At 62.3% G+C, this 19,313-nt stretch carries 20 protein-coding genes; 7 read left to right on the top strand and 13 right to left on the bottom strand.

Annotation, left to right across the window (positions count from 1 at the left end; genetic code table 11):
* Positions 1 to 140: 140 nt before the first annotated feature.
* From LDN70_RS05565 to LDN70_RS05545, 5 genes are all read right to left on the bottom strand, one after another.
* Positions 141 to 839, bottom strand: a complete 699-nt coding sequence (locus tag LDN70_RS05565) for a GntR family transcriptional regulator (protein WP_142940027.1) — start codon at positions 837 to 839, stop codon at positions 141 to 143.
* Positions 840 to 993: 154 nt separating this feature from the next.
* Entirely contained in the window at positions 994 to 2,064 is a 1,071-nt protein-coding gene (locus LDN70_RS05560; RefSeq protein WP_166841556.1) for an alkene reductase, read from the bottom strand.
* 108 nt (positions 2,065 to 2,172) lie between these two features.
* Positions 2,173 to 2,718, bottom strand: coding sequence for an SIS domain-containing protein (locus tag LDN70_RS05555; RefSeq protein WP_223941993.1), 546 nt, complete (start codon positions 2,716 to 2,718; stop codon positions 2,173 to 2,175).
* A 98-nt stretch (positions 2,719 to 2,816) separates the two neighbouring features.
* Positions 2,817 to 3,332: a hypothetical protein gene (locus LDN70_RS05550; protein ID WP_223941992.1), complete on the bottom strand. Its 516-nt coding sequence runs from the start codon at positions 3,330 to 3,332 to the stop codon at positions 2,817 to 2,819.
* A 137-nt stretch (positions 3,333 to 3,469) separates the two neighbouring features.
* Positions 3,470 to 3,727: a hypothetical protein gene (locus LDN70_RS05545; protein WP_446698067.1), complete on the bottom strand. Its 258-nt coding sequence runs from the start codon at positions 3,725 to 3,727 to the stop codon at positions 3,470 to 3,472.
* A gap of 236 nt (positions 3,728 to 3,963) precedes the next feature.
* Between LDN70_RS05545 and LDN70_RS05540 the strand changes: the two genes are divergently transcribed.
* Both LDN70_RS05540 and LDN70_RS05535 read left to right on the top strand, forming a co-directional pair.
* The gene (locus LDN70_RS05540; RefSeq protein ID WP_223941991.1) at positions 3,964 to 5,139 is read left to right on the top strand and encodes a zinc-dependent alcohol dehydrogenase; all 1,176 of its coding nucleotides are present in this window, start codon (positions 3,964 to 3,966) and stop codon (positions 5,137 to 5,139) included.
* 113 nt (positions 5,140 to 5,252) lie between these two features.
* Positions 5,253 to 5,438, top strand: a complete 186-nt coding sequence (locus LDN70_RS05535; protein ID WP_142940032.1) for a CsbD family protein — start codon at positions 5,253 to 5,255, stop codon at positions 5,436 to 5,438.
* A 160-nt stretch (positions 5,439 to 5,598) separates the two neighbouring features.
* Here LDN70_RS05535 and LDN70_RS05530 read toward each other — a convergent pair whose 3' ends face one another.
* Entirely contained in the window at positions 5,599 to 7,326 is a 1,728-nt protein-coding gene (locus LDN70_RS05530; protein ID WP_223941990.1) for a purine-cytosine permease family protein, read from the bottom strand.
* Between the two features lie 195 nt (positions 7,327 to 7,521).
* Here LDN70_RS05530 and bioB point away from each other — a divergent pair, with 195 nt between their 5' ends.
* From bioB to LDN70_RS05520, 3 genes are read left to right on the top strand one after another with little or no spacing between them, the layout of a single operon-like run.
* Positions 7,522 to 8,547 (top strand): biotin synthase BioB, encoded by a 1,026-nt coding sequence (gene bioB, locus LDN70_RS05525; RefSeq protein ID WP_223941989.1) that lies wholly within the window; start codon positions 7,522 to 7,524, stop codon positions 8,545 to 8,547.
* On the top strand, positions 8,544 to 8,816 hold the full coding sequence (gene bsaP, locus LDN70_RS21285) for a biotin synthase auxiliary protein BsaP (protein WP_502773769.1): 273 nt from the start codon (positions 8,544 to 8,546) through the stop codon (positions 8,814 to 8,816). Before bioB ends, bsaP begins: the two co-directional genes overlap by 4 nt.
* A gap of 41 nt (positions 8,817 to 8,857) precedes the next feature.
* Positions 8,858 to 9,298: a very short patch repair endonuclease gene (locus LDN70_RS05520; RefSeq protein WP_223941988.1), complete on the top strand. Its 441-nt coding sequence runs from the start codon at positions 8,858 to 8,860 to the stop codon at positions 9,296 to 9,298.
* Positions 9,299 to 9,367: 69 nt separating this feature from the next.
* Here LDN70_RS05520 and LDN70_RS05515 read toward each other — a convergent pair whose 3' ends face one another.
* The gene (locus LDN70_RS05515; RefSeq protein WP_165450215.1) at positions 9,368 to 9,544 is read right to left on the bottom strand and encodes a hypothetical protein; all 177 of its coding nucleotides are present in this window, start codon (positions 9,542 to 9,544) and stop codon (positions 9,368 to 9,370) included.
* A 188-nt stretch (positions 9,545 to 9,732) separates the two neighbouring features.
* On the opposite strand from LDN70_RS05515, the gene LDN70_RS05510 reads away from it, so the two are divergent.
* Positions 9,733 to 10,119, top strand: a complete 387-nt coding sequence (locus LDN70_RS05510) for an Hpt domain-containing protein (protein WP_223941987.1) — start codon at positions 9,733 to 9,735, stop codon at positions 10,117 to 10,119.
* Between the two features lie 67 nt (positions 10,120 to 10,186).
* Here the strand turns inward: LDN70_RS05510 and LDN70_RS05505 are convergent, their stop codons facing one another.
* The gene (locus tag LDN70_RS05505; protein ID WP_142940038.1) at positions 10,187 to 10,930 is read right to left on the bottom strand and encodes a response regulator transcription factor; all 744 of its coding nucleotides are present in this window, start codon (positions 10,928 to 10,930) and stop codon (positions 10,187 to 10,189) included.
* Positions 10,931 to 11,029: 99 nt separating this feature from the next.
* Between LDN70_RS05505 and LDN70_RS05500 the strand changes: the two genes are divergently transcribed.
* Complete coding sequence (locus LDN70_RS05500; protein ID WP_223941986.1) at positions 11,030 to 12,700, top strand: sensor histidine kinase; 1,671 nt, start codon at positions 11,030 to 11,032, stop codon at positions 12,698 to 12,700.
* 3 nt (positions 12,701 to 12,703) lie between these two features.
* Here LDN70_RS05500 and LDN70_RS05495 read toward each other — a convergent pair whose 3' ends face one another.
* The 5 genes from LDN70_RS05495 to LDN70_RS05475 all read right to left on the bottom strand — a co-directional run bounded on the left by LDN70_RS05495 (position 12,704) and on the right by LDN70_RS05475 (position 19,313).
* Positions 12,704 to 12,955 (bottom strand): PLDc N-terminal domain-containing protein, encoded by a 252-nt coding sequence (locus tag LDN70_RS05495; RefSeq protein WP_223941985.1) that lies wholly within the window; start codon positions 12,953 to 12,955, stop codon positions 12,704 to 12,706.
* A 33-nt stretch (positions 12,956 to 12,988) separates the two neighbouring features.
* Positions 12,989 to 14,197, bottom strand: coding sequence for a 5-methylcytosine restriction system specificity protein McrC (locus tag LDN70_RS05490; RefSeq protein WP_166841564.1), 1,209 nt, complete (start codon positions 14,195 to 14,197; stop codon positions 12,989 to 12,991).
* A 157-nt stretch (positions 14,198 to 14,354) separates the two neighbouring features.
* Positions 14,355 to 16,589 carry an McrB family protein gene (locus LDN70_RS05485; protein ID WP_223941984.1) on the bottom strand — a complete coding sequence of 745 codons (2,235 nt, stop codon included), beginning with the start codon at positions 16,587 to 16,589 and terminating at the stop codon, positions 14,355 to 14,357.
* 96 nt (positions 16,590 to 16,685) lie between these two features.
* Positions 16,686 to 17,288: a DUF1349 domain-containing protein gene (locus LDN70_RS05480; protein WP_223941983.1), complete on the bottom strand. Its 603-nt coding sequence runs from the start codon at positions 17,286 to 17,288 to the stop codon at positions 16,686 to 16,688.
* Between the two features lie 87 nt (positions 17,289 to 17,375).
* Positions 17,376 to 19,313 (bottom strand): DUF5107 domain-containing protein, encoded by a 1,938-nt coding sequence (locus LDN70_RS05475; RefSeq protein WP_223941982.1) that lies wholly within the window; start codon positions 19,311 to 19,313, stop codon positions 17,376 to 17,378.

Below are 19,313 nucleotides of genomic sequence, written 5' to 3'. Positions count from 1 at the left end.
CGGCGCGAAAGGCTGCGACACCAACCACCAACAGGTGCGCACGGCGGAAACGGGCGCGAGGCACGGACGGGTGGGAGCCGCCAACAGGTGCGCACGGCGGAAACGGGGCGGCGTGCGCGGCCCCGGCGAAAGGGTGGGCCTTAGTCCTCCGGCGCGTCCGCCATGGCGCGGCCGCGGACCTTCTCCACGTGATCCACCATCATCGCGGCTGCCTTCTCAGGGTCGCCGCTGGTCATGGCGTCCAGCACCGCTTGGTGCTCTGCGATCGCTTGCTCAGCGTCGGTGATGCCCACTCCCCCAAACAATCGGAAGCGTTGAATCTGGCCGCCTAGCGTGTTGTAGGCCGCCAGCAGAAATTGGTTGTTGGCCTGCGCAGCAATGAGTTGGTGGAATCGTTCGTCTGCTTCAAGGTAACTGCGATATTCGGCGAACGACCCACCCCTGGGAGCAGTTTTCAGGTCCTCCACGGCCTGTTTCAGCGCATCCAGACCGTCGGGCGTCATTCGCGAACAGGCCAATCGAGCGTTGACCGGCTCAATGGAAAGGCGGGCCTCCATGAGTTCAGCGAAGTCTTCCCTCGTGAAAACCGGAGCCACCCGGTACCCCTTTAGTGCCACGCGCCGCACCATGCCCGTATGTTCTAAACGGGCCAACGCTTCACGCACCGGGGTGGGCGATACGTCGAGTTCCCGGGCCATCCCGTCGATACTCACCGCTGCACCTGGCTCCAGCCGACCATCCATCAGCCACTCAAGGAGTGCCTCGTAGACGTGGTCCGCCAGCACTTGGCGACTGACGGGGAAGCCAGCGCGGGCAGCGGACGGTGAAGGATCAGCCATGCCACAAATCCTATAGGAACGCCGGCAGCTGGCCGGGCAGCGCCCCTGTCACAATCCGGGTGACCACACGTTAAACCACGACGTCGGCACCCGGGCGTGGGTGCCGACGTCGTGGTCTTGCTGAAGTACTTTGCGCTAAAAGTGCGCGGGGTTCTTAGTTGGCGTAGAACGGGTAATCGGTGTAACCCTCGGCACCGTCGGCGTAGAAGGTGGAAGCGTCCGGCTCATTGAGCGGCAGGCTTTCGCGCCAGCGACGGGCGAGATCGGGATTGGCTATGGCGGGGCGTCCCACCACCACTGCGTCGGCGAGTCCGTCTTCGATGATTGCATAGGCTTCATCGCGGGTGGTGATCTCGCTGAAGCCTGTGTTTACCAGGAACGTGCCGTTGAAGCGCTCGCGGAGGTCCTGCACCAAGGAGCTCTTAGGGTCATGGTGGAGGATGCTCAAGTACGCCAGGTTCAGCGGAGCGATGGTGTCAACCAGCACTTCGTATGTGGCCCGGACGTCGTCGGCGTCGATTTCGGCGATTCCCTGCACATTGTGCTCTGGGGAAATACGGATGCCCACCCGGTTGGCACCGAGAGCCTCGACCACGGCGTTGACGGTCTCGATCACGAAACGGGCCCGGTTCTCCGGGGAGCCGCCATAGCTGTCCGTGCGAACGTTCGAGTTCGGCGCAAGGAATTCGTGCAGCAGGTAACCGTTGGCGGAGTGGAGTTCAACGCCGTCGAATCCTGCCTCGATAGCGTTCTTGGACGCGGTAACAATTTCCTGAATAACCGCCGGAAGCTCGTCTGTGCGAAGTTCGCGCGGCACCGGGTAGGGCTGCTTGCCGTTGGGCGTGCGAACTTCGCCCTCGATGGCCACCGCACTGGGGCCCACGATCTCGTGGCCGTTGGTGATGTCGGCGTGTGAAACGCGGCCGCCATGCATGACCTGGGCAAAGATGCGGCCACCTTCGGCGTGGACTGCGTCGGTGACGTTCTTCCAGCCCGCAATTTGCTCCTCCGTGACAAGCCCTGGCTGCCCCGGGTACGACTGGCCTGCGAACGTCGGGTAGGTGCCTTCGCTGACGATCAGCCCAAGGGAAGCCCGCTGCCGGTAATGCTCAGCGATCAATGAACCCGGCACACCGTTCTGACCTGCGCGTAGACGCGTCAAGGGTGCCATCACCAGACGGTTGGAAAGTTCAAGCTCGCCGAGGGCCAGGGGGGTAAACAGCATGCGCAGTTCCTTTCAGAGTGAATCAGGTTCACCTTGGGCAACTGCATGGCGTCTGCAACTATTCCGAAGGAGTCGGACATCACACCGACTGTGATGGAAAATCAGGACTCACTCCGGTTCGACGCTTTTCAAGGCATCTTCGAAGCACTCGCACAGGGCCAGTACCGCCACAAGGTGAGCTTCTTCTGCATGAGGAGGATCCGTGTCGATGCATATTGACTCGTTGACCGACTGGGCGAGGTCCTTGGACTCCTTGCCCGTGAGCGCCCAGACCCGTGCACCTCTTGATTTCGCCGCGGCTGCAGCTTCACGGAGCTCCTCGGTGATCCCCCTGGCAGCGAGAAGGACCACTATGTCACCCGCTCGCACCTGGGTGGATATCTGAGCTCCCATGCTTCCGCTGCCGTTAGAGCCGGCAGCGCTTTTGGTGATGGAGATGGCTTTGAAACCGGACCCCTCCACAGGATCGTGCGCGTTCAGCTCTGAGGTGAACCTCTGCGCCTCGTGCGAAGATCCGTCGCTGCCTGCGGCGAAGACGCACCCCCCGCGCAACCTGACACGCGCCAACTCCTCGCCCCATTCGGCGAGCCGCGAAGACTCGCGACGGAGGGCCGCCACAGCGGGGCCGATCTCACCCAGGTGTCCTAAGACCACGTCTACCGCATGCCGGTTCGGTTTCGACCCGGTAGAGCGTTCCGCCTGACCTGTTCGCCTCACCACAATGCTCACGCCCCTACCTCCGTCCCTTGAAGCTACAGGTTCCTGCCGCCCTCGCGCGTTGGACTGTCATTCGCCGAACCATCCCGGCCGCCGCGGTCCCGTGTAAGCCGCTCGCCCTCAGTTAGGTTGGACCGATCGTGGTCAGCCTCGCGGGAGTGGTCAGCGCCCTGCGTACGGTCAGCGTCACGGGAAAGGTCAGCGTCATGTGACCTCCCCGTGTTCGAAGCCGGATCCAGTTTGTCGGCGCGACGGAGATGTTCCTCGACGCGTTCGTGAGCTTCTCCGGCTTTGTGCGCTCGTTCTTCCGCTTCCTTCCGGAGCCGGTTGGCTTCGACTTCCGCCTGAAGCGCGGCGGCCTCTGCCTGCGCTGATTCGGCTTTTGCCTGGTGCGCACCGATGGCTTCCTCGGCCGCCTTCTCGCGCAGCTCCTCAGCACGGCGGCGATTGACCTCGGCCTTTTTGCGTCGCCCGATGACAACCGCGGCGATCACAACGGCAATGACGACGACGGCCAGCACGATGATCAGTACCAGTGTTCCTGTATCCATGTGCGTTACCTCCCTGATGAGCGGCTTCTGTGGGCGCCGCTCGTGGCCCGTGCTGGCTTAGTACGTGAAATGCTTGATGCCCGGGATGCGTACCTGGGGCGTGCCCCAGGTACAGATCTCGAAACGATTCCGGGTTCTCAGACGGGCAGCTCCATCCGGAAGCCGCACCTGCAATGGATGACACGGGTCGTGAAGTACACATCCAGCAGGCCATCGTCCACGTCTTCGGTGGTCATGGGCGCGTAGACGCTACGGGCGGAGGATTCGGCAAATGCCATGGGCTCGCCGCAGTGGAAATAGTGACCACCGGATTGGAGCAGACCGGATACGTTTCCGCTGCGGTTGGGGATTGCGGCAGCGTCTCCGGAAACTAGCGGGTTCTTCATGATGGACAACGCGATCACTCCTCGGTCGGCTCTGCCCGAAACTCTCTCCTTCGCACCATCTTAACACTAACAATCAGGATGCTTATTACTTTTGGGTTTCAGTGGCTTTCGATGTGTTCCCTGAGCGCTGATCTTCCGGCGATGTCGAGGCAAGGCGGCCTTGTGCGCTGATGCCATCTCTGCTTCGCTGGGAAGGTCTCCAGCAGCGAGGGACCTACCCAGCCTTAACGCAGGGAGCATCGATCGTGAAAGCAGTGACATGGCAAGGCCGGCGCTCAGTCAGCGTCGAAGACGTCCCCGATCCCTCCATCCAGGAGCCCACGGACGCGATTGTCCGGATCACGTCCACAGCCATTTGCGGCTCCGACCTTCACCTTTACGAAGTTCTGGGCCCGTACATGCATAAGGGCGATGTAATTGGTCACGAGCCCATGGGAATCGTGGAAGAAGTGGGCTCCGAAGTCCACCGACTCAAAAAGGGTGACCGCGTGGTGGTGCCCTTCAATATCTCCTGCGGTCATTGCTATATGTGCAACCAAGGCCTTCAGTCGCAATGTGAAACCACGCAGGTGACAGCCAAGGGGTCAGGGGCCGCACTTTTCGGCTACTCCGAACTTTATGGCTCAGTCCCCGGCGGACAGGCTCAATACCTGCGCGTTCCCTTCGCAGATTACGGCCCTGTCAAAATTGATTCCGATGCCCCGGATGAGCGCTATCTCTTCCTCTCAGACATCCTGCCCACAGCGTGGCAGGCAGTTGAGTATGCGAACGTGCCGGACGGTGGCACGCTGGCTGTACTCGGGCTCGGCCCCGTGGGCCAGTTCGCTGCAAGGATAGGCGTCCACAAAGGCTTCCGCGTGATTGGCGTCGATCCGGTCCCCGAACGCCGCGCGATGGCGGAGGCACATGGCGTAGAGACCATGGATTACAGCTCCCACGTGGCGGAGCAGATTCGTGAAGAGACGCTCGGGCGCGGGCCCGACTCCGTGGTGGATGCGGTGGGTATGGAGGCTCATGGATCCCCCGTGGCATCCTTCCTCCACCGGGCCGTCTCGTTACTCCCGGACAAGCCCGCGCAGGTGGCCATGGAAACCATGAGCGTTGACCGGTTAGCCGCGCTCCATACAGCCGTGGATCTGGTCCGCCGTGGCGGAACCCTTTCGCTGAGCGGCGTCTATGGCGGTCAAGCAGATCCCATGCCCCTGATGACCATGTTCGACAAGCAAATCCAGCTCCGCATGGGGCAGTGCAATGTTCGCAGCTGGACTGACGCGCTGCTCCCCCTGGTAGAGGACGACGCCGATCCGCTGGGAGTCATGCATCTGGTCACCCACACCGGAGGGCTGGATGAGGCGCCCGCCCTCTATGAGAAGTTCCAGAAGAAGCAGGACGGCTGCATCAAGGTGGTGCTCAAGCCCTAGGCGGCGCTTCACAGTCGCGTGGTACCAATGCCATAGCGATGTGTTCAGGAAGTACCCAGAATTGCTCGTTAGCCTAGCGATTGTCAGCGTTGGATTACATCGAAGGAGGGCCCATGGGACTCGGAGACAAGATCAGCAACAAGGCACAGGAAGTCACCGGTAAGGCAAAGGAAGCCTTGGGTGACGCAACGAACAATGAGAAACTGCAGGCCGAGGGCGTCGCTGATCAAGCGGCTGCCAAGACCAAGCAGGCCGGCGAGAACGTCAAGGACACCGCGAAGGACGTCTTCGACAAGTAAGCCCCCACAGCAACAACCACAACTAAATAATTCACACAGCATAACGCCCCGGCGCTCGAAAGAAGGCCGGGGCGTTTGCGTGCACCCAAGTAAGTAGCATTCAAGCGCGTTTTGAGGGCTCTAAACGCGCTTAACTGCGACTCAGTTGGGTCGGCGGGGGTTACTTTTGGGCCGGGAGTACCAGCGCGCCCGTCTTGTCCGTGGACAACGCCAGGGACGAGATGTACTGGGGTTCGCCGTCGGGCCCGTCCTGAGCGGAGCGGAGCATGTCCGGACGTTCGAACTCGATGCCTGTCACGTGGCACATCAGCTTGGCATCGCTGGGGTTGCCGTCGGCGTCAAACATCGGCAGGTCGATGCCGTCGTCGATCCGGCGGAGGTAGTAGCGCCCCTTGGTGGCCAGAGCCAACAGGGGCGGCAGCACCAAGGCCAGGCCCACTGCGAAGATCGGCGAGAACGGCTGTACTGCGGAACCGAAGGCGCCAAAGAAGACGGCGATGGAAACCCCTGCGGAGACCAGCATGGACACGAAACCCACGGGATTGACGGCGTAGAGCATCCCGCGGCGGAACTCCGGAACCTTGGGCGAGATCTTCAGCAGGTACTTGTTGATGGCTATGTCCGAGGCCACCGTGACCACCCAGGCCATGGCGCAGTTGGCGTAGAAGCCCAGGATCGTGTTGAGGAACTCGAACATGTTCGATTCCATAAGCACCAGCGCAATCACCAGGTTCACCACAACAAACACCATGCGGCCCGGGTAGGTCTTGGTGATGCGCGTGAAGGAGTTGGTCCAGGCCAGCGAGCCGGAGTAGGCGTTGGTGACGTTGATCTTGATCTGCGAGATGACCACCAGCACCACGGCCAAAGTCATGGCGAGCCAGGCCGGCATCATCTCTTCGTAGACGCCCAGAAACTGGTGAACGGGCTCATTTGCATGCACCGCAGCCGCAGGATCCAGCTTGGCGATCAGGTAGATCGCGATGAACAGGCCGATGATCTGCTTGATGGCACCGAAGATGACCCAGCCCGGTCCGGCCAGGATCACTGCACGCCACCAAGCACCCTTGTTCTCAGCAGTCTTGGGCGGCATAAAGCGCAGGTAGTCGATTTGTTCAGCGATCTGTGCCATGAGTGACAGGCACACACCGGCCGCCAACATCACCGATGCCAGGTTAGGTCCACCCTGCCCGGAAGCGCCGGTGAAAGCGAAGAAGGCGTCGATGCTCTCGGGGTGGGACAGCAGCAGGTAGCCCACGGGAACCACCATGAGCAGCAGCCACAGTGGCGTGGTCCACACCTGCAAAGTAGCGAGCGTCTTCATTCCGTAGATCACCAGCGGAATGATGATGATGGTGGACACCGCATAGCCGATCCACTGCGGAATACCGAGGCCCAGCTGCAGCCCTTGGGCCATGATGGAGCCCTCAAGCGCGAAGAAGATGAACGTGAACGTGGCGAAGATGATGTTGGTGACCACTGAGCCGTAGTAGCCGAACCCCGAGCCGCGGGTGATCAGGTCCAAATCGATGTTGTAGCGTGCTGCGTAATAGGCCAAGGGGAAGCCGGTGGCGAAGATGATCACCGCGGCCACGATGATGCCGAAGATCGCGTTCACTGTTCCATAGGCGATACCGATGTTCGCGCCGATGGAGAAGTCGGCCAGGTAGGCGATGCCGCCCAACGCACTGGTGGCCACCACACCGGCGCTCCATTTCCGGTAGGACCGCGGCGCAAAGCGGAGGGTGTAATCCTCCAGGCTTTCCTTCGCAGCACTCATCGCGTCGGCGTTGCCTTGCGCTATTGGAACAGAGCCGGCGGTTCCGACGGCGGTTCCAGCCGCCGTCGTCGGCTCCAATGTTGCGGTACTCGTCTTATCGTCACTCATTCGGGGTCGCTTTCGTCCGGGGAGGGTGCTTCGCCCACGACGCTAGTCACGCAGCGCGTCAATTCAGTCACGTCCATGTTTCACAGCTGTAACTTCTGCATCAGCCGCCCCGAGCGGCCAGCACCAAAATCCAGCTCCACGGTTTGTGCGCACCCCACAAAATCGCCCTCCACCTGCACCGATACCGTCAAGGACATGAGCACCCAAGCACCCCTTGAGACCACCACCTACGCCATTCTGAACACCGCCCGCGAGCAGGCCCTTGAACGGGGCGAAGGCCTGAACGAATCCCAACTCATCCAGATCCTGGAGCTCCCCGACCACGCCATCCCCGAAGCCCTGCAACTCGCGCATGAGGTTCGCCTCAAGCACTGTGGTGAGGATGTTGAGGTGGAAGGCATCATCTCCATCAAGACCGGTGGCTGCCCGGAAGACTGCCATTTCTGCAGCCAGTCGGGCCTGTTCGGCTCCCCGGTCCGTGGCGTTTGGCTGGACATCCCGGAGCTGGTTAAGGCAGCCAAGGAAACCGCAGCCACCGGTGCCACCGAGTTCTGCATCGTGGCGGCTGTCCGGGGCCCGGACATCAAGCTCATGAACCAGATCAAGTTCGCGATCGACCGCATCAATGAAGAAGTGGACATCAACATCGCCTGCTCGCTGGGCATGCTCACGCAACGCCAAGTGGACCAGCTGGCCGAGTGGGGCGTCCACCGCTACAACCACAACCTTGAGACAGCGCGCAGCTACTTCCCCGAGGTCGTTACTACTCACAGCTATGAGGAACGTCTCGAGACGTGCGCCATGGTGAAGGCCGCCGGAATGGAACTATGCTGCGGTGCGCTGATCGGCATGGGTGAATCATTGGCCCAGCGGGCCGAACTCGCTGCCCAGCTTGCCGCCCTTGAACCGCACGAAGTCCCACTGAACTTCCTTAATCCCCGCCCCGGCACACCTTTGGAAAACCAGGGAATCATGGACGGCAAGGATGCCCTCCGTGCTATCGCCGCGTTCCGGCTGGCGATGCCGCGGACCGTTCTCCGATACGCCGGCGGCCGTGAACTGACCCTTGGCGACCTCGGCACCCGCGACGGTCTCCTGGGTGGTATCAACGCCGTCATTGTGGGGAACTACCTCACCACCCTGGGCCGGCCGGCAAATACGGACCTCAACCTCCTGGTGGAGCTGAACATGCCCATCAAGGAATTCCAAAAGTCGCTATGAAGGCTGCAGAGTCACAGAAATTCTGCGGCCACTGCGGCGGCGGCACTTTCAGCACCGACGGCGGCACGATCGGAACCGATGGTGACGCTCCGACGTCGGACGCCCACCACAGCTGCCAACAGCGCTTGGCGATGGAGCCGCCGCGCTTTTGCCCGGAGTGCCGCCGCCGCATGAAAGTACAAGTCATGCCGTTGGGGTGGACCGCGGAGTGTTCACGCCACGGCCTGATGAGTTTTTGTACAGATACCGCCCCTAACAGCACCTCATAAGGGCGGTATCTGTACAAAAACTCCCTGGGTAGGCTGGATGAATGACCGGGAGCCGGGACCTTCTGACGCGGGAGCAACGCAGCCGCAACATGTCGAAAATCCGCGGGAAGAACACCAAACCAGAGCTGCTGGTTCGTAAACTCCTGCACGCGAAAGGCTACCGGTACCGGTTGCACGGGCAGTCCGGAGCAGTGAAGCTGCCGGGCCGCCCGGATTTGGTGTTTGCGGGCAGGCGCAAGGTCATTTTCGTCAATGGCTGTTTCTGGCATGTCCATGATTGCAAAGCGGGACAGCATGCTCCGGCGGCAAATGCCGAGTTCTGGGAAGTCAAGAGAAGACGAACCCGCGAAAGGGACGCCCTGCAGCGGGAACAGTTGACAGCTGCCGGCTGGCAGGTGCTCACGGTCTGGGAGTGCCAACTTAAGAATATGTCCGTGCTCGAGGATCGGCTCACGGCATTCCTGGAGTCCGCTGAGGGTTAGGCCGGCTACGCACTACGCCCGCAAATTAACTCCGCACTATGCCAGCGATGAGGCTCCGCAAGTCAGCGGCTATCTAGGCGCGGTTGTGGTGGTTGGCGCGGAATTGACCGTGTTGTCCGTGACATTGGGCTGGGAACTCTGCTGCCAAAGCGAGAAGGCGGCCGAACCTCCAATGCCCAGCAGTACCGTCATGCAGACCACGATGATGAGCAGGAGGCCCGGTGACGGGCGAGCACCACTGTCCATGTTCTTCCCCGTTCCTGGTCCAGCCTGGAGACATCCAGATCTGCTTTCACTACTTTGTGGGGGCGAGATCAAGAGCGCCTCTGAGTCCGCTCAAGATTGGATCAATCTTTGGATATTTGGCGTTGCGCAACTTCCACGGGTCCTACTGTTGAATGGTGAATCTATTGTTTGGAGGCGGGAGGGGTTTGGTGTCTGAGTACGACGAGTGCACCGACGCCCTGGTGGATCGCACCGTTCTCACCGAACTCCAAGCAGAGTTGGGCGGCGACCACAGCATCATCAGCAGCTTCGTGCGCAACTATGTGGAGCTTCTGCCCTGGCGGGTGGGTCGGCTACACCGCGCACTGGAAAGGCAGGACATTGAGGACGCCATGGACGCGGTCCTCAGCCTCAAAACCTCCAGCCACATGGTGGGCGCCATCTGCATGAACCGCTTGGCGACCGAGCTGGAGATCAGCATCCGACTCCTGCCGAACGGAGTCCACTTGGACCGCTTGGCCGCGCAGGTCCACGAAATCGAGAATTTTGTCTCCGGCACCATCCAAGAACTGGAAACGCCCCTGCAGCCTAACTAGCCGCTTCAGCCCAACTAGGCGCTGCAGTCCAACTAGCCCCTGCAGCCCAGTTCATGGACGGCGGGGCTTAGTTGTTTGAGGCGGGCGCGAGCCGGTAACCGACGCCGCGTACCGTCTCAAGCCAGCGGGGCGCCTGAATGCTGTCGCCGAGCTTCTTGCGCAGATTTCCCATGTGTACCTCAACGGCGCGCTCGTCCGCGTCGCTGACGTAACTGCCGACGTCGTAGGGTTCGTTGCGGAGGCGACGGGCGAGGTCTGCCTTGGTCCGCACAATCCGCCCGGTCTCCAACAGGGCGAGCAGGAGGTCGAACTCGGTGCGGGTCAGCTTGAGTTCGGTGCCGTTCAGGACCGCTGTGCGCGACCCGGCGGAAACGGCCAGACCGTTGTGGCTAACCTCGGGGTCCACCACTTCTTCCGGAGCGCTCTTGGATTCGGACGACGCCCGCGGACGCCGCATCATCGCTTCGACGCGCGCGCGCAGTTCCCGGGGACGGAAGGGCTTGGTGAGGTAGTCGTCGCCGCCGGCTTCCAGACCCATGAGGGTGTCCAGCTCTTCGGCGCGGGCGGTCAACATGATGATGTAGGCGTCCGAGGATTTCCGGATCTGGCGGGCAACCTCAAAACCGTCGATATCGGGAAGGCCCAAGTCCAGCGTAATGACATCCGGATTCAGCTCGCGGGCCGACGTCACACCTGCGGATCCGGTGGACGCGACGTGCACATCAAACCCCGCCTGGGATAGAACTACGCGTACCAATTCGCGGATATCCTGATCATCTTCAATGACCAGCCCCACACGTGCTTCACTCATCGCTGCCCCTCAGCCCCTTCGATAACCTCAGAAGTATATCCATTATGGTTAGGCTGATCTCATGAACCGACTTTCTTCCGCATTTTTGGTGGATGTGCCATGACCCCGCCGTCAACGTGGGACATTGGTGAAAAGAAGCAATTGTTGGTTTTTCGGCGCTCTTTCCACGAACATACCCTGCGTATGCGAGTAGTGCTCAGCCAATTGCCGTTATCCGTGTGTGTCTGTATTTCGGCCATCCTGGTTTGGCTGTATTTTCCTGCCACGCTCGAAAATCCGCTGTTCCTCATTTTCCTGCTGAGTCAGGCGCTCCTCCTGGCACTGTGCATCATTGTGCCCTGGCACCGGCTCCCGTTCGCCACCTTCCTCAGCATCCCCATCCTGGACATGGTCTCCATCGGCTTCGCCCGTGAAGGTGCGGTGGAGTCCATCACCGGCCTCAGCGTCCTGGTGGTGTTGCCCGTCATCTGGCTGTGTGCTTCAGGGTTGTACCCGAAACTGGCCATTGTCCTGTCCTTCCTGGGACCGTTAGGGATCGTCTGGGTTCCCTTGTTCGTGAGAGGGACCCTCAGCGAACAGGACCTCACCAAGCCACTGCTGTTCCCCATCCTCATGTTGGGCATCGGTGTTTCCGTGAGTGTTCTGACCCTGAGCATGGTGCGTCAGCAGCGTGCGTTGGAGCAGAAGGACGAGGCCCTTAAGGAAGCACTGAGCGTCAGCACCAAACAGGAACGGCTCCTGAACACCGTCATGGAAGCCCTTCCCCTGGGCGTGGTGGCCGTCGACGGCGATGGCCATGACATCCTCATGAACCGTCGCCAGCGCCAAACACACGCACTGGCAACTCCCCCGGACAATGACGATCCCAACGAATCACAGTTGCTCATCTTCGACACGGACCGGACCACGCCCCTGGATGCCGACCGCAGGCCGGTGCGCCGTGCAGTCCTGGGCGAAAGGTTCACCGACCAGTTGGTGTGGTTGGGTTCTGGGAGCGATCAACGTGCCTTCACCGCGAGCGCACGCCCCATGGTGGACGACTCCGGCAAGTTCGCCGGGTCCGTAGTGGTGTTCAGCGACGTCACGGACTTGGTGAACGCCCTCGCCGCCAAAGACGACTTTGTTGCCAACGTATCCCACGAGTTCCGTACGCCTCTAACGTCCATCCTTGGGTACGTTGAGCTGATCCTGGATGAGCCGGACACCCTCGACGCCAAGGCACGCAAACAGCTGGACATCGTCAGGCGGAACGCGGAGAGGCTCCTGACCCTCGTCTCGGACTTGCTGGCCATACGTTCGGGCCAGATCGTCATTCAACCTCACACAGTGGACGTTGCCGAGTTGGTGCGCGGGAGCGTCAACTCCGCAGAGCCCCGTGCCGCCAAGGCCGGCATCAGGCTCTCCGTGGATCTCCCCGACGCCTTGGAAGCCCGCATCGACTCCTCAAGGATCGCGCAGGTACTGGACAACTTGGTATCGAATGCCATCAAGTACTCCCCCGACGGCGGGGACGTTGAAGTGGCCGCTTGGGAGGATCAGGACTTCATCTTCTGCCGGGTCACCGATACCGGGATGGGGATGAACGAAGAGGAACAGGCCGAGGCTTTCACCAAGTTCTTCCGGGCCGGCGGCGTACGCAAAAGCGCCATTCCCGGCGTCGGGCTTGGACTGCCCATCAGCAAAGCCATTGTTGAGGCGCACGGCGGAACCATCACGTTGGAAAGCGAACCAGGCCGGGGCACCACGTTCACGGTGAAGATGCCCTCGTGAGCATCAGCGCTTAGGGGCGCCTGCACCCATCTCAGCGTCCCGACGGCGGCCGAACAGGAAGTAGCTGACCGGGCCGAAGAAGTTGATGAAGGAGACAGCGCGCCAGACCGCCTTCTTGCCTCTGATCTGATCGTCAGGAGTCTTGCCGATGCTCCGCTGCGCCGCGCCCAGCAAGGCCATGTTGATGGCGCCGCTGACCAACAGCATGATCCGTTGGCCTTTGGTCATATCGCGCCATGATTTCTTGCGGCCCATAGTGCCTCCTCCAGTGAAGATTTACTTATCAGGCTAGTCCGACGCCGGGCGGCCCGCCACAGCCTGGCGGACTACCTCGCCCCAGGATTGTTCCGCCAGGTCAGCCACTGCGGACAGGATTTCCGACGGCGGCAAGGACAGGTCCAGCGGGTACTCCACTATGTCGATGTCCGTGTTGAGGATCCTACGCAGCTTCATTTCCCCCGAACCCGCGTAGACGAGCCATGCGGTGGGTACCCTGAGGGCTGTGCAGTATGCCAGCAACTGGTAGTGGTCCGCGCTTAGGGACGCGCCGGCGTCGGAGGCTGCCTGGTATTTGGAGTCGTAGACCACCACGGGACGCCCACCCAGGAAATGCACGGCGTCCGGACGAACGGTAATGCGATCGGAGTCCCGGACTGCCTCATTGAGGAGCGCGCCGTACTGGAGGCGCATCTCTCCCGGGTGGGCACTCATGGCGCTGCGCAACGCGGTCCCCACGAATTCCTCGAACACCTGGCCCATGTCCACCACGAAGGACGCAGTTTGCTGCTTACCCTCACCGGCCTCGGCGGAAGCGTTGCGGAGGATCACCTCGGCCAGGCGCAGCACGGGGTGGTACCTGAGGTTCATCCGGCTGGCCCGCCACGGCGGCAGGGGCGCTCCGGACTGGAGCCGTGTGACGGCGTCGAGCTTTCCCTTGAGCTGCCGCAAACGGCTCAGGACAGTGGGCCGGACGCCGGGAACCTGACCCATGCGCTCCAAGGCAGCACGGAGGATACGGTTCTCCGCGATGTCCTCTGTGAATTCGTCGTAGGAGACTTCCAATGGCACCATCATCCCGGGACGTCGTGAAATCTGGTCCGAGATCCGGATGCGCCCTTTGACGGTGCGCAAGGACTCCTCCACGGTGAGGTAGCCCTGCAGGACGCCACGGCTCAGGGCTTTGTCCGCCAACTGAGCTAGTGATTCGGCCAGTGCGCTCCACAGGTCCGGGTGCTCCACGGCCTCCACTGAGTGATCACGGAAGCCCTGCTCTCCGGCGTAGCTGAGCAGGAAGAGGAGCCTGCTCAGGCCAAGCCGGTCCTTGGGACGGACTTCGAGCTGCACCGTGGTGGTCCGTACTGAGCCCACCTTGCCAACGGGTTCAATCCGGTAGAGGCCCATGCCCATGGGAGAGGCCTTGGCCAGCCCGCTGGTGTTGATGAACGCCGCCGATTGGGGATCGAGTTTTTCCACCACCCCGCGGGAGAGCTCGTCCATGACGATATGCCGGGGGCCGGAGTTGACCCGCCCCGCGCTGGCGGGCGCACTCCCCGCGCTGGCGGGCGCACCCCCCGCGCCGGCGGGCGCACCCCCCGCGCCGGCGGGCGCACCCCCCGCGCTGGCGGGCGCACGGCCGGGCCTTGGCGGGATGCCTTTAGCGGGCTGCAAGACGTCCCAGCAGCTGGTCCAGGCCGAAGCGTTCCTCCAGCTGCGCCCGGTTCAGCTGCCCGTGATAGTGCTCCTCCAGCAACGGCATGAGCTCGTACTTCCAGATGCGACGCAGACCTGTGGGGTTCTGGGCCGCGTTCTTCATGAAGTAGGACGGCCCGATCATCAGGTCCCGGTCCCAGTCGTCGATCGCGTCATTGAGCGCATCCAGCAGGTCCGCGTTGAGGGTGTCCAGACCGCGGGCTTCCAGGAAGCGACGCAGCGTGCCACGGATCGGCTCCTCTTTGGGGTGGAGCTCGATGAACGCAAACCGCCGGCGAATGGCGGCGTCCATCATGGCGATGGAACGGTCCGCGGTGTTCATGGTTCCGATGATGTAAAGGTTGTCCGGCAAGCTGAAGGGCTCATTGGGGCTGTACTGGAGGTAGATGCGGTCGTCCCGGTATTCCAGGAGGAAGTAGAGCTCGCCGAAGACCTTGGCCAGGTTGGCGCGGTTCATTTCATCGATGATCAGGAAGTACGGCTTGTGCGCATTCTCGGGTTTCGCGGCCTCCTCGGCGAGACGCCGCAGTGGACCGGCCACAAGCTTGAAGGACACTTGGCCATCATCAGTTTTGTCCGGCCGGTAGCCCTCGAAGAAATCCTCGTAGGCATACGAGGGATGGAACTGGACCAGCTTCACCCGTTCGTCGGTGTGGTCACCGGCCAACTCGGCGGCTAGATGCTTTGCAAGGTAGGTTTTGCCGGTTCCCGGCGGACCATAAAGAACCAGTTGGCGGTTTTCCTCGAGAAGTTCAGCGATCTCCCTGAGTGGTTCAACGTCCATGTGCAGGGACGCTGCAAACTCTTCGGTCAGCGGCCGGAACCCTTGCTGGACAACCTCGACGACGGTAGTGGGCGGGGCTTCGTCCTCGCCATCGGTTTCGGCTTCCACGGGGAGCAGCTCCTGCAGGGCCTGAATCACCCTGGTGACGTCCACGATGATGCCCGGGGTGGAAAGTTGACGCTGGGCGTGACGGGGAAGCTCGGGGATAGCGTAACTGTCATCGAACCAGCGGACCTTGCGGCGGATCCGCCGATTGTCTTCATGGTGTTCGGGTTCTCCGAGGACCACCCCAACCCTTACCCGGCCGGCGTGCTGGTACAGCGTGAGGTCACCTGGCTTCATGACTGTCAGGAAAGCGAAAACAGCTGTTTTGGTGTCTTCGCGCTCCACGTAGCCCAGGTGCTTGTAATCCTCATCCACGGCATGCTGGACCACGCCTGCCGTGACGCCTGCGTTGAGGGCGCGCAGATGTTCCACATCCAAGGTGGCCTTCTCTTCGGCAACCCAGGCGGCCAGCAGGTCCGCATTGTCGTGATGGGTACGCAGGAGCCAGGAACGGCGCCCCGGATCTCCCACCTTGCGCCATTGGCTTACCAGTTGGCGTCCGTACCAGTCGATGCGCTGCCCGGCTTGCTCGTCCAGGTGCAGGCGGATGCGGTGGATGTCGGCGGTAATGTCCTCGTCTGTATCGCCCCCGGCCCCGCCGACGAGAGAAGCAAAGGCGTCCCGGATTTCCTGGCGTTCAACGTCTGCCACTACGGGCTCAAAGTAGCTCGGCCACACCAAGTACTCGATGCTGCGGCGCAGGGCAGGCTGATCCTCGGGCGTTGCGGCGGCCAGTTCATGGAACTTCAGCGGGTCCGCGAGTGCCTCGTTGATGGTGGCTGTGCTTTGGCTGTCCACGTGGGCCACGAAGCGGCACAGCCATTTCAGGTGGTCCCAGATGGTCCAGTTGAACTCGGCGGTGCGGTCACGGATGACGCCGTGGTCCGTCATGCCCTCATATAGCTCTTCCGGCAGCTCGATGGGCGGCTCAACCCATGATGCGGCCTCGGTGACGCGGGCACGCTTGACCCGGAGGGACTTGACCTCGTGCGCGAGCGGCAGTGATTGCAGGAATAGCAGTTCCACGGCCAGCAGCTTGGCTTCCCGGGACGCGCCATGAAGGTTCTGCCGCAGGTTGGTCATCATGGGGGCTTTGGAGTCCTCCACCCCGCGTTCAAGCCTTTCCAGGAGCTCAGCGGCAGCATCTGCGGTCCACGTCAACGTCCTGCCGTCCAGCGCCGAGGGTCTCCCGTGGAGCGCCGGACCCAGCACATACCAAGCTGCGTCCTCGATCTCCTTGGAGACTCCGGGGGCGCGGTCAATGGCAGTTTTTACGGAGGGAATCACCATGCCAACTTACCTTGTTTGGTTTATCCAAGCATCTGGATATCCACAGGCTTGCTGCCCATCCCGGCGAAGCTGCGTTCAAACCCCGATTGACCAGCGCTAACTTCCGTCGCGGAGGTCAGCCGGAGGTTCGTCCTTCACTTCGATGGCGTCGAAACGTGCCTCACAGCTCTCGCCCGTGGGCGCTTGCGACATGAACCCGACGTGCACTGCTTTCTCCGTATCCAGCCTGAACAGCCGCACGAAGGACCATTTCCGGCCGTCCGATGACCAGTGGAAAGCCCACGCTGGCCCTAGCCGGCTCACGCGCAGGTAAACCCACGGGGCGTCCACCACGGGGCCGTTGGAATCGTCGGAGTAGTTGTTGGTCACCACGCTGACCACCATGGCTTCCCCTTGCGGAGAATACTCGAAGCAGAGCTTGGCCCAGTGCTCGCTGTCCGCCCACAAAGTCAGCACACCGGCGTCGAACGTTGTCCGTGGTGAGGCCACCAACACCCGGGCTGAGAGCGAGAACGCGGCAGGTGCCCTGAAGCCCAACGCTGTGGCGCGGTGCTGCGGCTCGCCGCCCAGGGAATCGTTGGTCCAGTCGACGCCGGGGGCTGCCGTGAGCGTCAGCGTCCCCTCCGCCTGGTCATAGCTGGCATGGCCGTCTGACGAGGACCATTCCAAAGCTGGCAGTCCCGGTATCTCGGGGGGCATTACGTGCTCCGTTCGTTGCGTCTGCATGTTCCAGAACACGCTTTCAGAGATTACTCCCGATGTGCGGGAGGCCACACCGCGCGCCCGTCAGTGCATCCCGAACTGATAGGCCGCAGGGACGGGTTCGTCCGGGCATACTTCTTCCCACAATGCCGCAATGGCGTCCTCGCCCTCGCGGAGGTCCGGAATCTCGACACCCTCACGCAGGATCGCGGCTGCTTCGGCGGCTTTCCCGGTTCGCGCGAGCGCCAGCGCCTTGAGGAACCTCAAACGTCCGACGCCGGCGCCCTCCTTGGGTGCCGACTCCACCAGTCCCAGTGCCATGGCGGGGTCCCCGTGCCGGATGCTGAGCGTGACGGCTTCCGTCAGCAAGGCTGTGGTGGAGGGGTCAGCGTCAACGCCCCTCCGGAGCTCTGTAAGTCCATCAGCCTCCTGACCTGCGGCGAGCAGGGCCAAGCCCAAGCCGCGGTGCGCGAGCGCCCTGATGCCGGGAGCGGCCCCTCCGTCGGAAAGCACCCCGCGGTACCCCGCCTTCGCACCGTCCAGGTCCTGACGGGCGTGCTTCATGGTGGCCAGGTGAAACCTCGATTCGGGGCTGGCCTGCCCACCAAGCAACTCTTCCCAGTCCGCCCCGGCGACGAAACCGGGCCCGCCGTCGAACGTTTTTCCCTCCAACAGACCGAGCCACGGTTCCTGCTCGGCCGTGACGCTCTCCACCCCGAAAGGTGTACCGCTCTCATCCACCCAGCCCTTCCCGGATTTCCGGCGCCGGGCGCGTTCAAGAACGCCCCAACCACTGCCGCGCAGCAGCATGGTGGACGGCGGGATGTCGGCGTCGTTGAGGGCTGCGGGGAGCATGGCCTCGAGTTCGTCATGGTGCAGGAGTTGCTCCAAACGCTGGCTGGCGTTGGCCACCGCAGCGTCCCAGTCGGCGCCGTGTGAGGTTTCCGGATCGAGATGTCCGTTACCGTAGGCCTCTACCCATGCCCACTCCGCGTCGGCTGGCATGACAAGGTGTTCAAACTGCGTCTGCGCCAAACCCGCCTGGATTTCGGCATACGGTCCAGCTCCGGGGCTCAGCCATTCCTGCCACCGCTTGCCGCCCTGCCCCTGGCCCCATACGAAGAGCTTCTTGCCGCGGAGAAGTCCCGTGGAGAGCATCGCCAGCCCGTCGCCGTCGTCGTCGGCTGCAACAACCCAACGCCGTTCGGAAGGGTCGATGTCGAAGAAGAAATCCACCGCGTGGGGGCTGTTGACCGGCCAGGTGCCGTCATATCCTTCGTGGTCGGTGGGCCGGACGCGAGTGATGTCCATGGTGTAGTCGCTGCCGAAGGCCTCATCCGCCGGGGCGATCACGCGGGTCCGCTCCGTCTCAGGGATGGCTGCGTTGCTCCACCAGTACATGGGGACCTCGTGGTCGCTTGGGTTGCGGATCCGCACCGCCGCGAAGACCACAGGCGAGTCGCCGGGCAGCCAGATGTCCACTTGAAAAACCACTTCCCGCAGCCGCTCGTATTCCCACATTCGCAGGATGTGCTTGCCGTCCGGGGTGCGGACAATCGCGGTGTGCAAAGGATCGCAGCTGGTGGGCGAATGGCCTCGGGTGCCGATGTTCCATTCCAGCCCACCGGCGAACCAGGCCTTGCGCAGCGCGATGTTGGCCAGTTGCGGGGCATCGTGGGTGTGGAGGAGCTGCTTGCCCGTCTTTTTGTCGAACAGTTCCCAGATGCGGCCTCCCAGCGACGGGAGGACCGTCACCTTGAGTTTGCTGTTTTCAAGCACGACGGCGGGCACTTCCTTGGGTGCCGCGTCCCGGCTGTAGCCGTCCTGCATGAGGTACGGGTAAACGTTGGGCACCACACCGAACCGCGCCGAGGCCTGGAGATCCTCCGGCACCCCCTCTCCCACGGTGTAGGGCTGGTCCAGCTCAGCCGCCACCACGGGCAAGGGGTTGAGCGGGCCGAGCTCGGCCATGGTCAGGGAAACGGTGGTGACTGTGAGGGTGGAGGTTGCTGTGTCTGCCAC

The sequence above is a fragment of the Arthrobacter sp. StoSoilB22 genome (genome assembly GCF_019977315.1).
In the GTDB taxonomy this organism is placed as follows: Bacteria; Actinomycetota; Actinomycetes; order Actinomycetales; family Micrococcaceae; genus Arthrobacter.
The sequence above is the reverse complement of the archived record's forward strand: the minus strand, read 5'-3'. Positions and strand labels throughout refer to the sequence as shown.

Bases quoted from the DNA above. Each gene is read 5' to 3' on its own strand.
- LDN70_RS05490 (WP_166841564.1), bottom strand. From the start codon at position 14,197: ATGGACGAGCTCTCCCGCGGGGTGGTGGAAAAACTCGATCCCCAATCG.
- LDN70_RS05565 (WP_142940027.1), bottom strand. From the start codon at position 839: ATGGCTGATCCTTCACCGTCCGCTGCCCGCGCTGGCTTCCCCGTCAGT.
- LDN70_RS05530 (WP_223941990.1), bottom strand. From the start codon at position 7,326: ATGAGTGACGATAAGACGAGTACCGCAACATTGGAGCCGACGACGGCG.
- LDN70_RS05500 (WP_223941986.1), top strand. From the start codon at position 11,030: ATGACCCCGCCGTCAACGTGGGACATTGGTGAAAAGAAGCAATTGTTG.
- LDN70_RS05485 (WP_223941984.1), bottom strand. From the start codon at position 16,589: ATGGTGATTCCCTCCGTAAAAACTGCCATTGACCGCGCCCCCGGAGTC.
- LDN70_RS05515 (WP_165450215.1), bottom strand. From the start codon at position 9,544: ATGGACAGTGGTGCTCGCCCGTCACCGGGCCTCCTGCTCATCATCGTG.
- bioB (WP_223941989.1), top strand. From the start codon at position 7,522: ATGAGCACCCAAGCACCCCTTGAGACCACCACCTACGCCATTCTGAAC.
- LDN70_RS05520 (WP_223941988.1), top strand. From the start codon at position 8,858: ATGACCGGGAGCCGGGACCTTCTGACGCGGGAGCAACGCAGCCGCAAC.
- LDN70_RS05495 (WP_223941985.1), bottom strand. From the start codon at position 12,955: ATGGGCCGCAAGAAATCATGGCGCGATATGACCAAAGGCCAACGGATC.
- LDN70_RS05505 (WP_142940038.1), bottom strand. From the start codon at position 10,930: ATGAGTGAAGCACGTGTGGGGCTGGTCATTGAAGATGATCAGGATATC.
- LDN70_RS05550 (WP_223941992.1), bottom strand. From the start codon at position 3,332: ATGGATACAGGAACACTGGTACTGATCATCGTGCTGGCCGTCGTCGTC.
- LDN70_RS05480 (WP_223941983.1), bottom strand. From the start codon at position 17,288: ATGCCCCCCGAGATACCGGGACTGCCAGCTTTGGAATGGTCCTCGTCA.
- LDN70_RS05535 (WP_142940032.1), top strand. From the start codon at position 5,253: ATGGGACTCGGAGACAAGATCAGCAACAAGGCACAGGAAGTCACCGGT.
- bsaP (WP_502773769.1), top strand. From the start codon at position 8,544: ATGAAGGCTGCAGAGTCACAGAAATTCTGCGGCCACTGCGGCGGCGGC.
- LDN70_RS05560 (WP_166841556.1), bottom strand. From the start codon at position 2,064: ATGCTGTTTACCCCCCTGGCCCTCGGCGAGCTTGAACTTTCCAACCGT.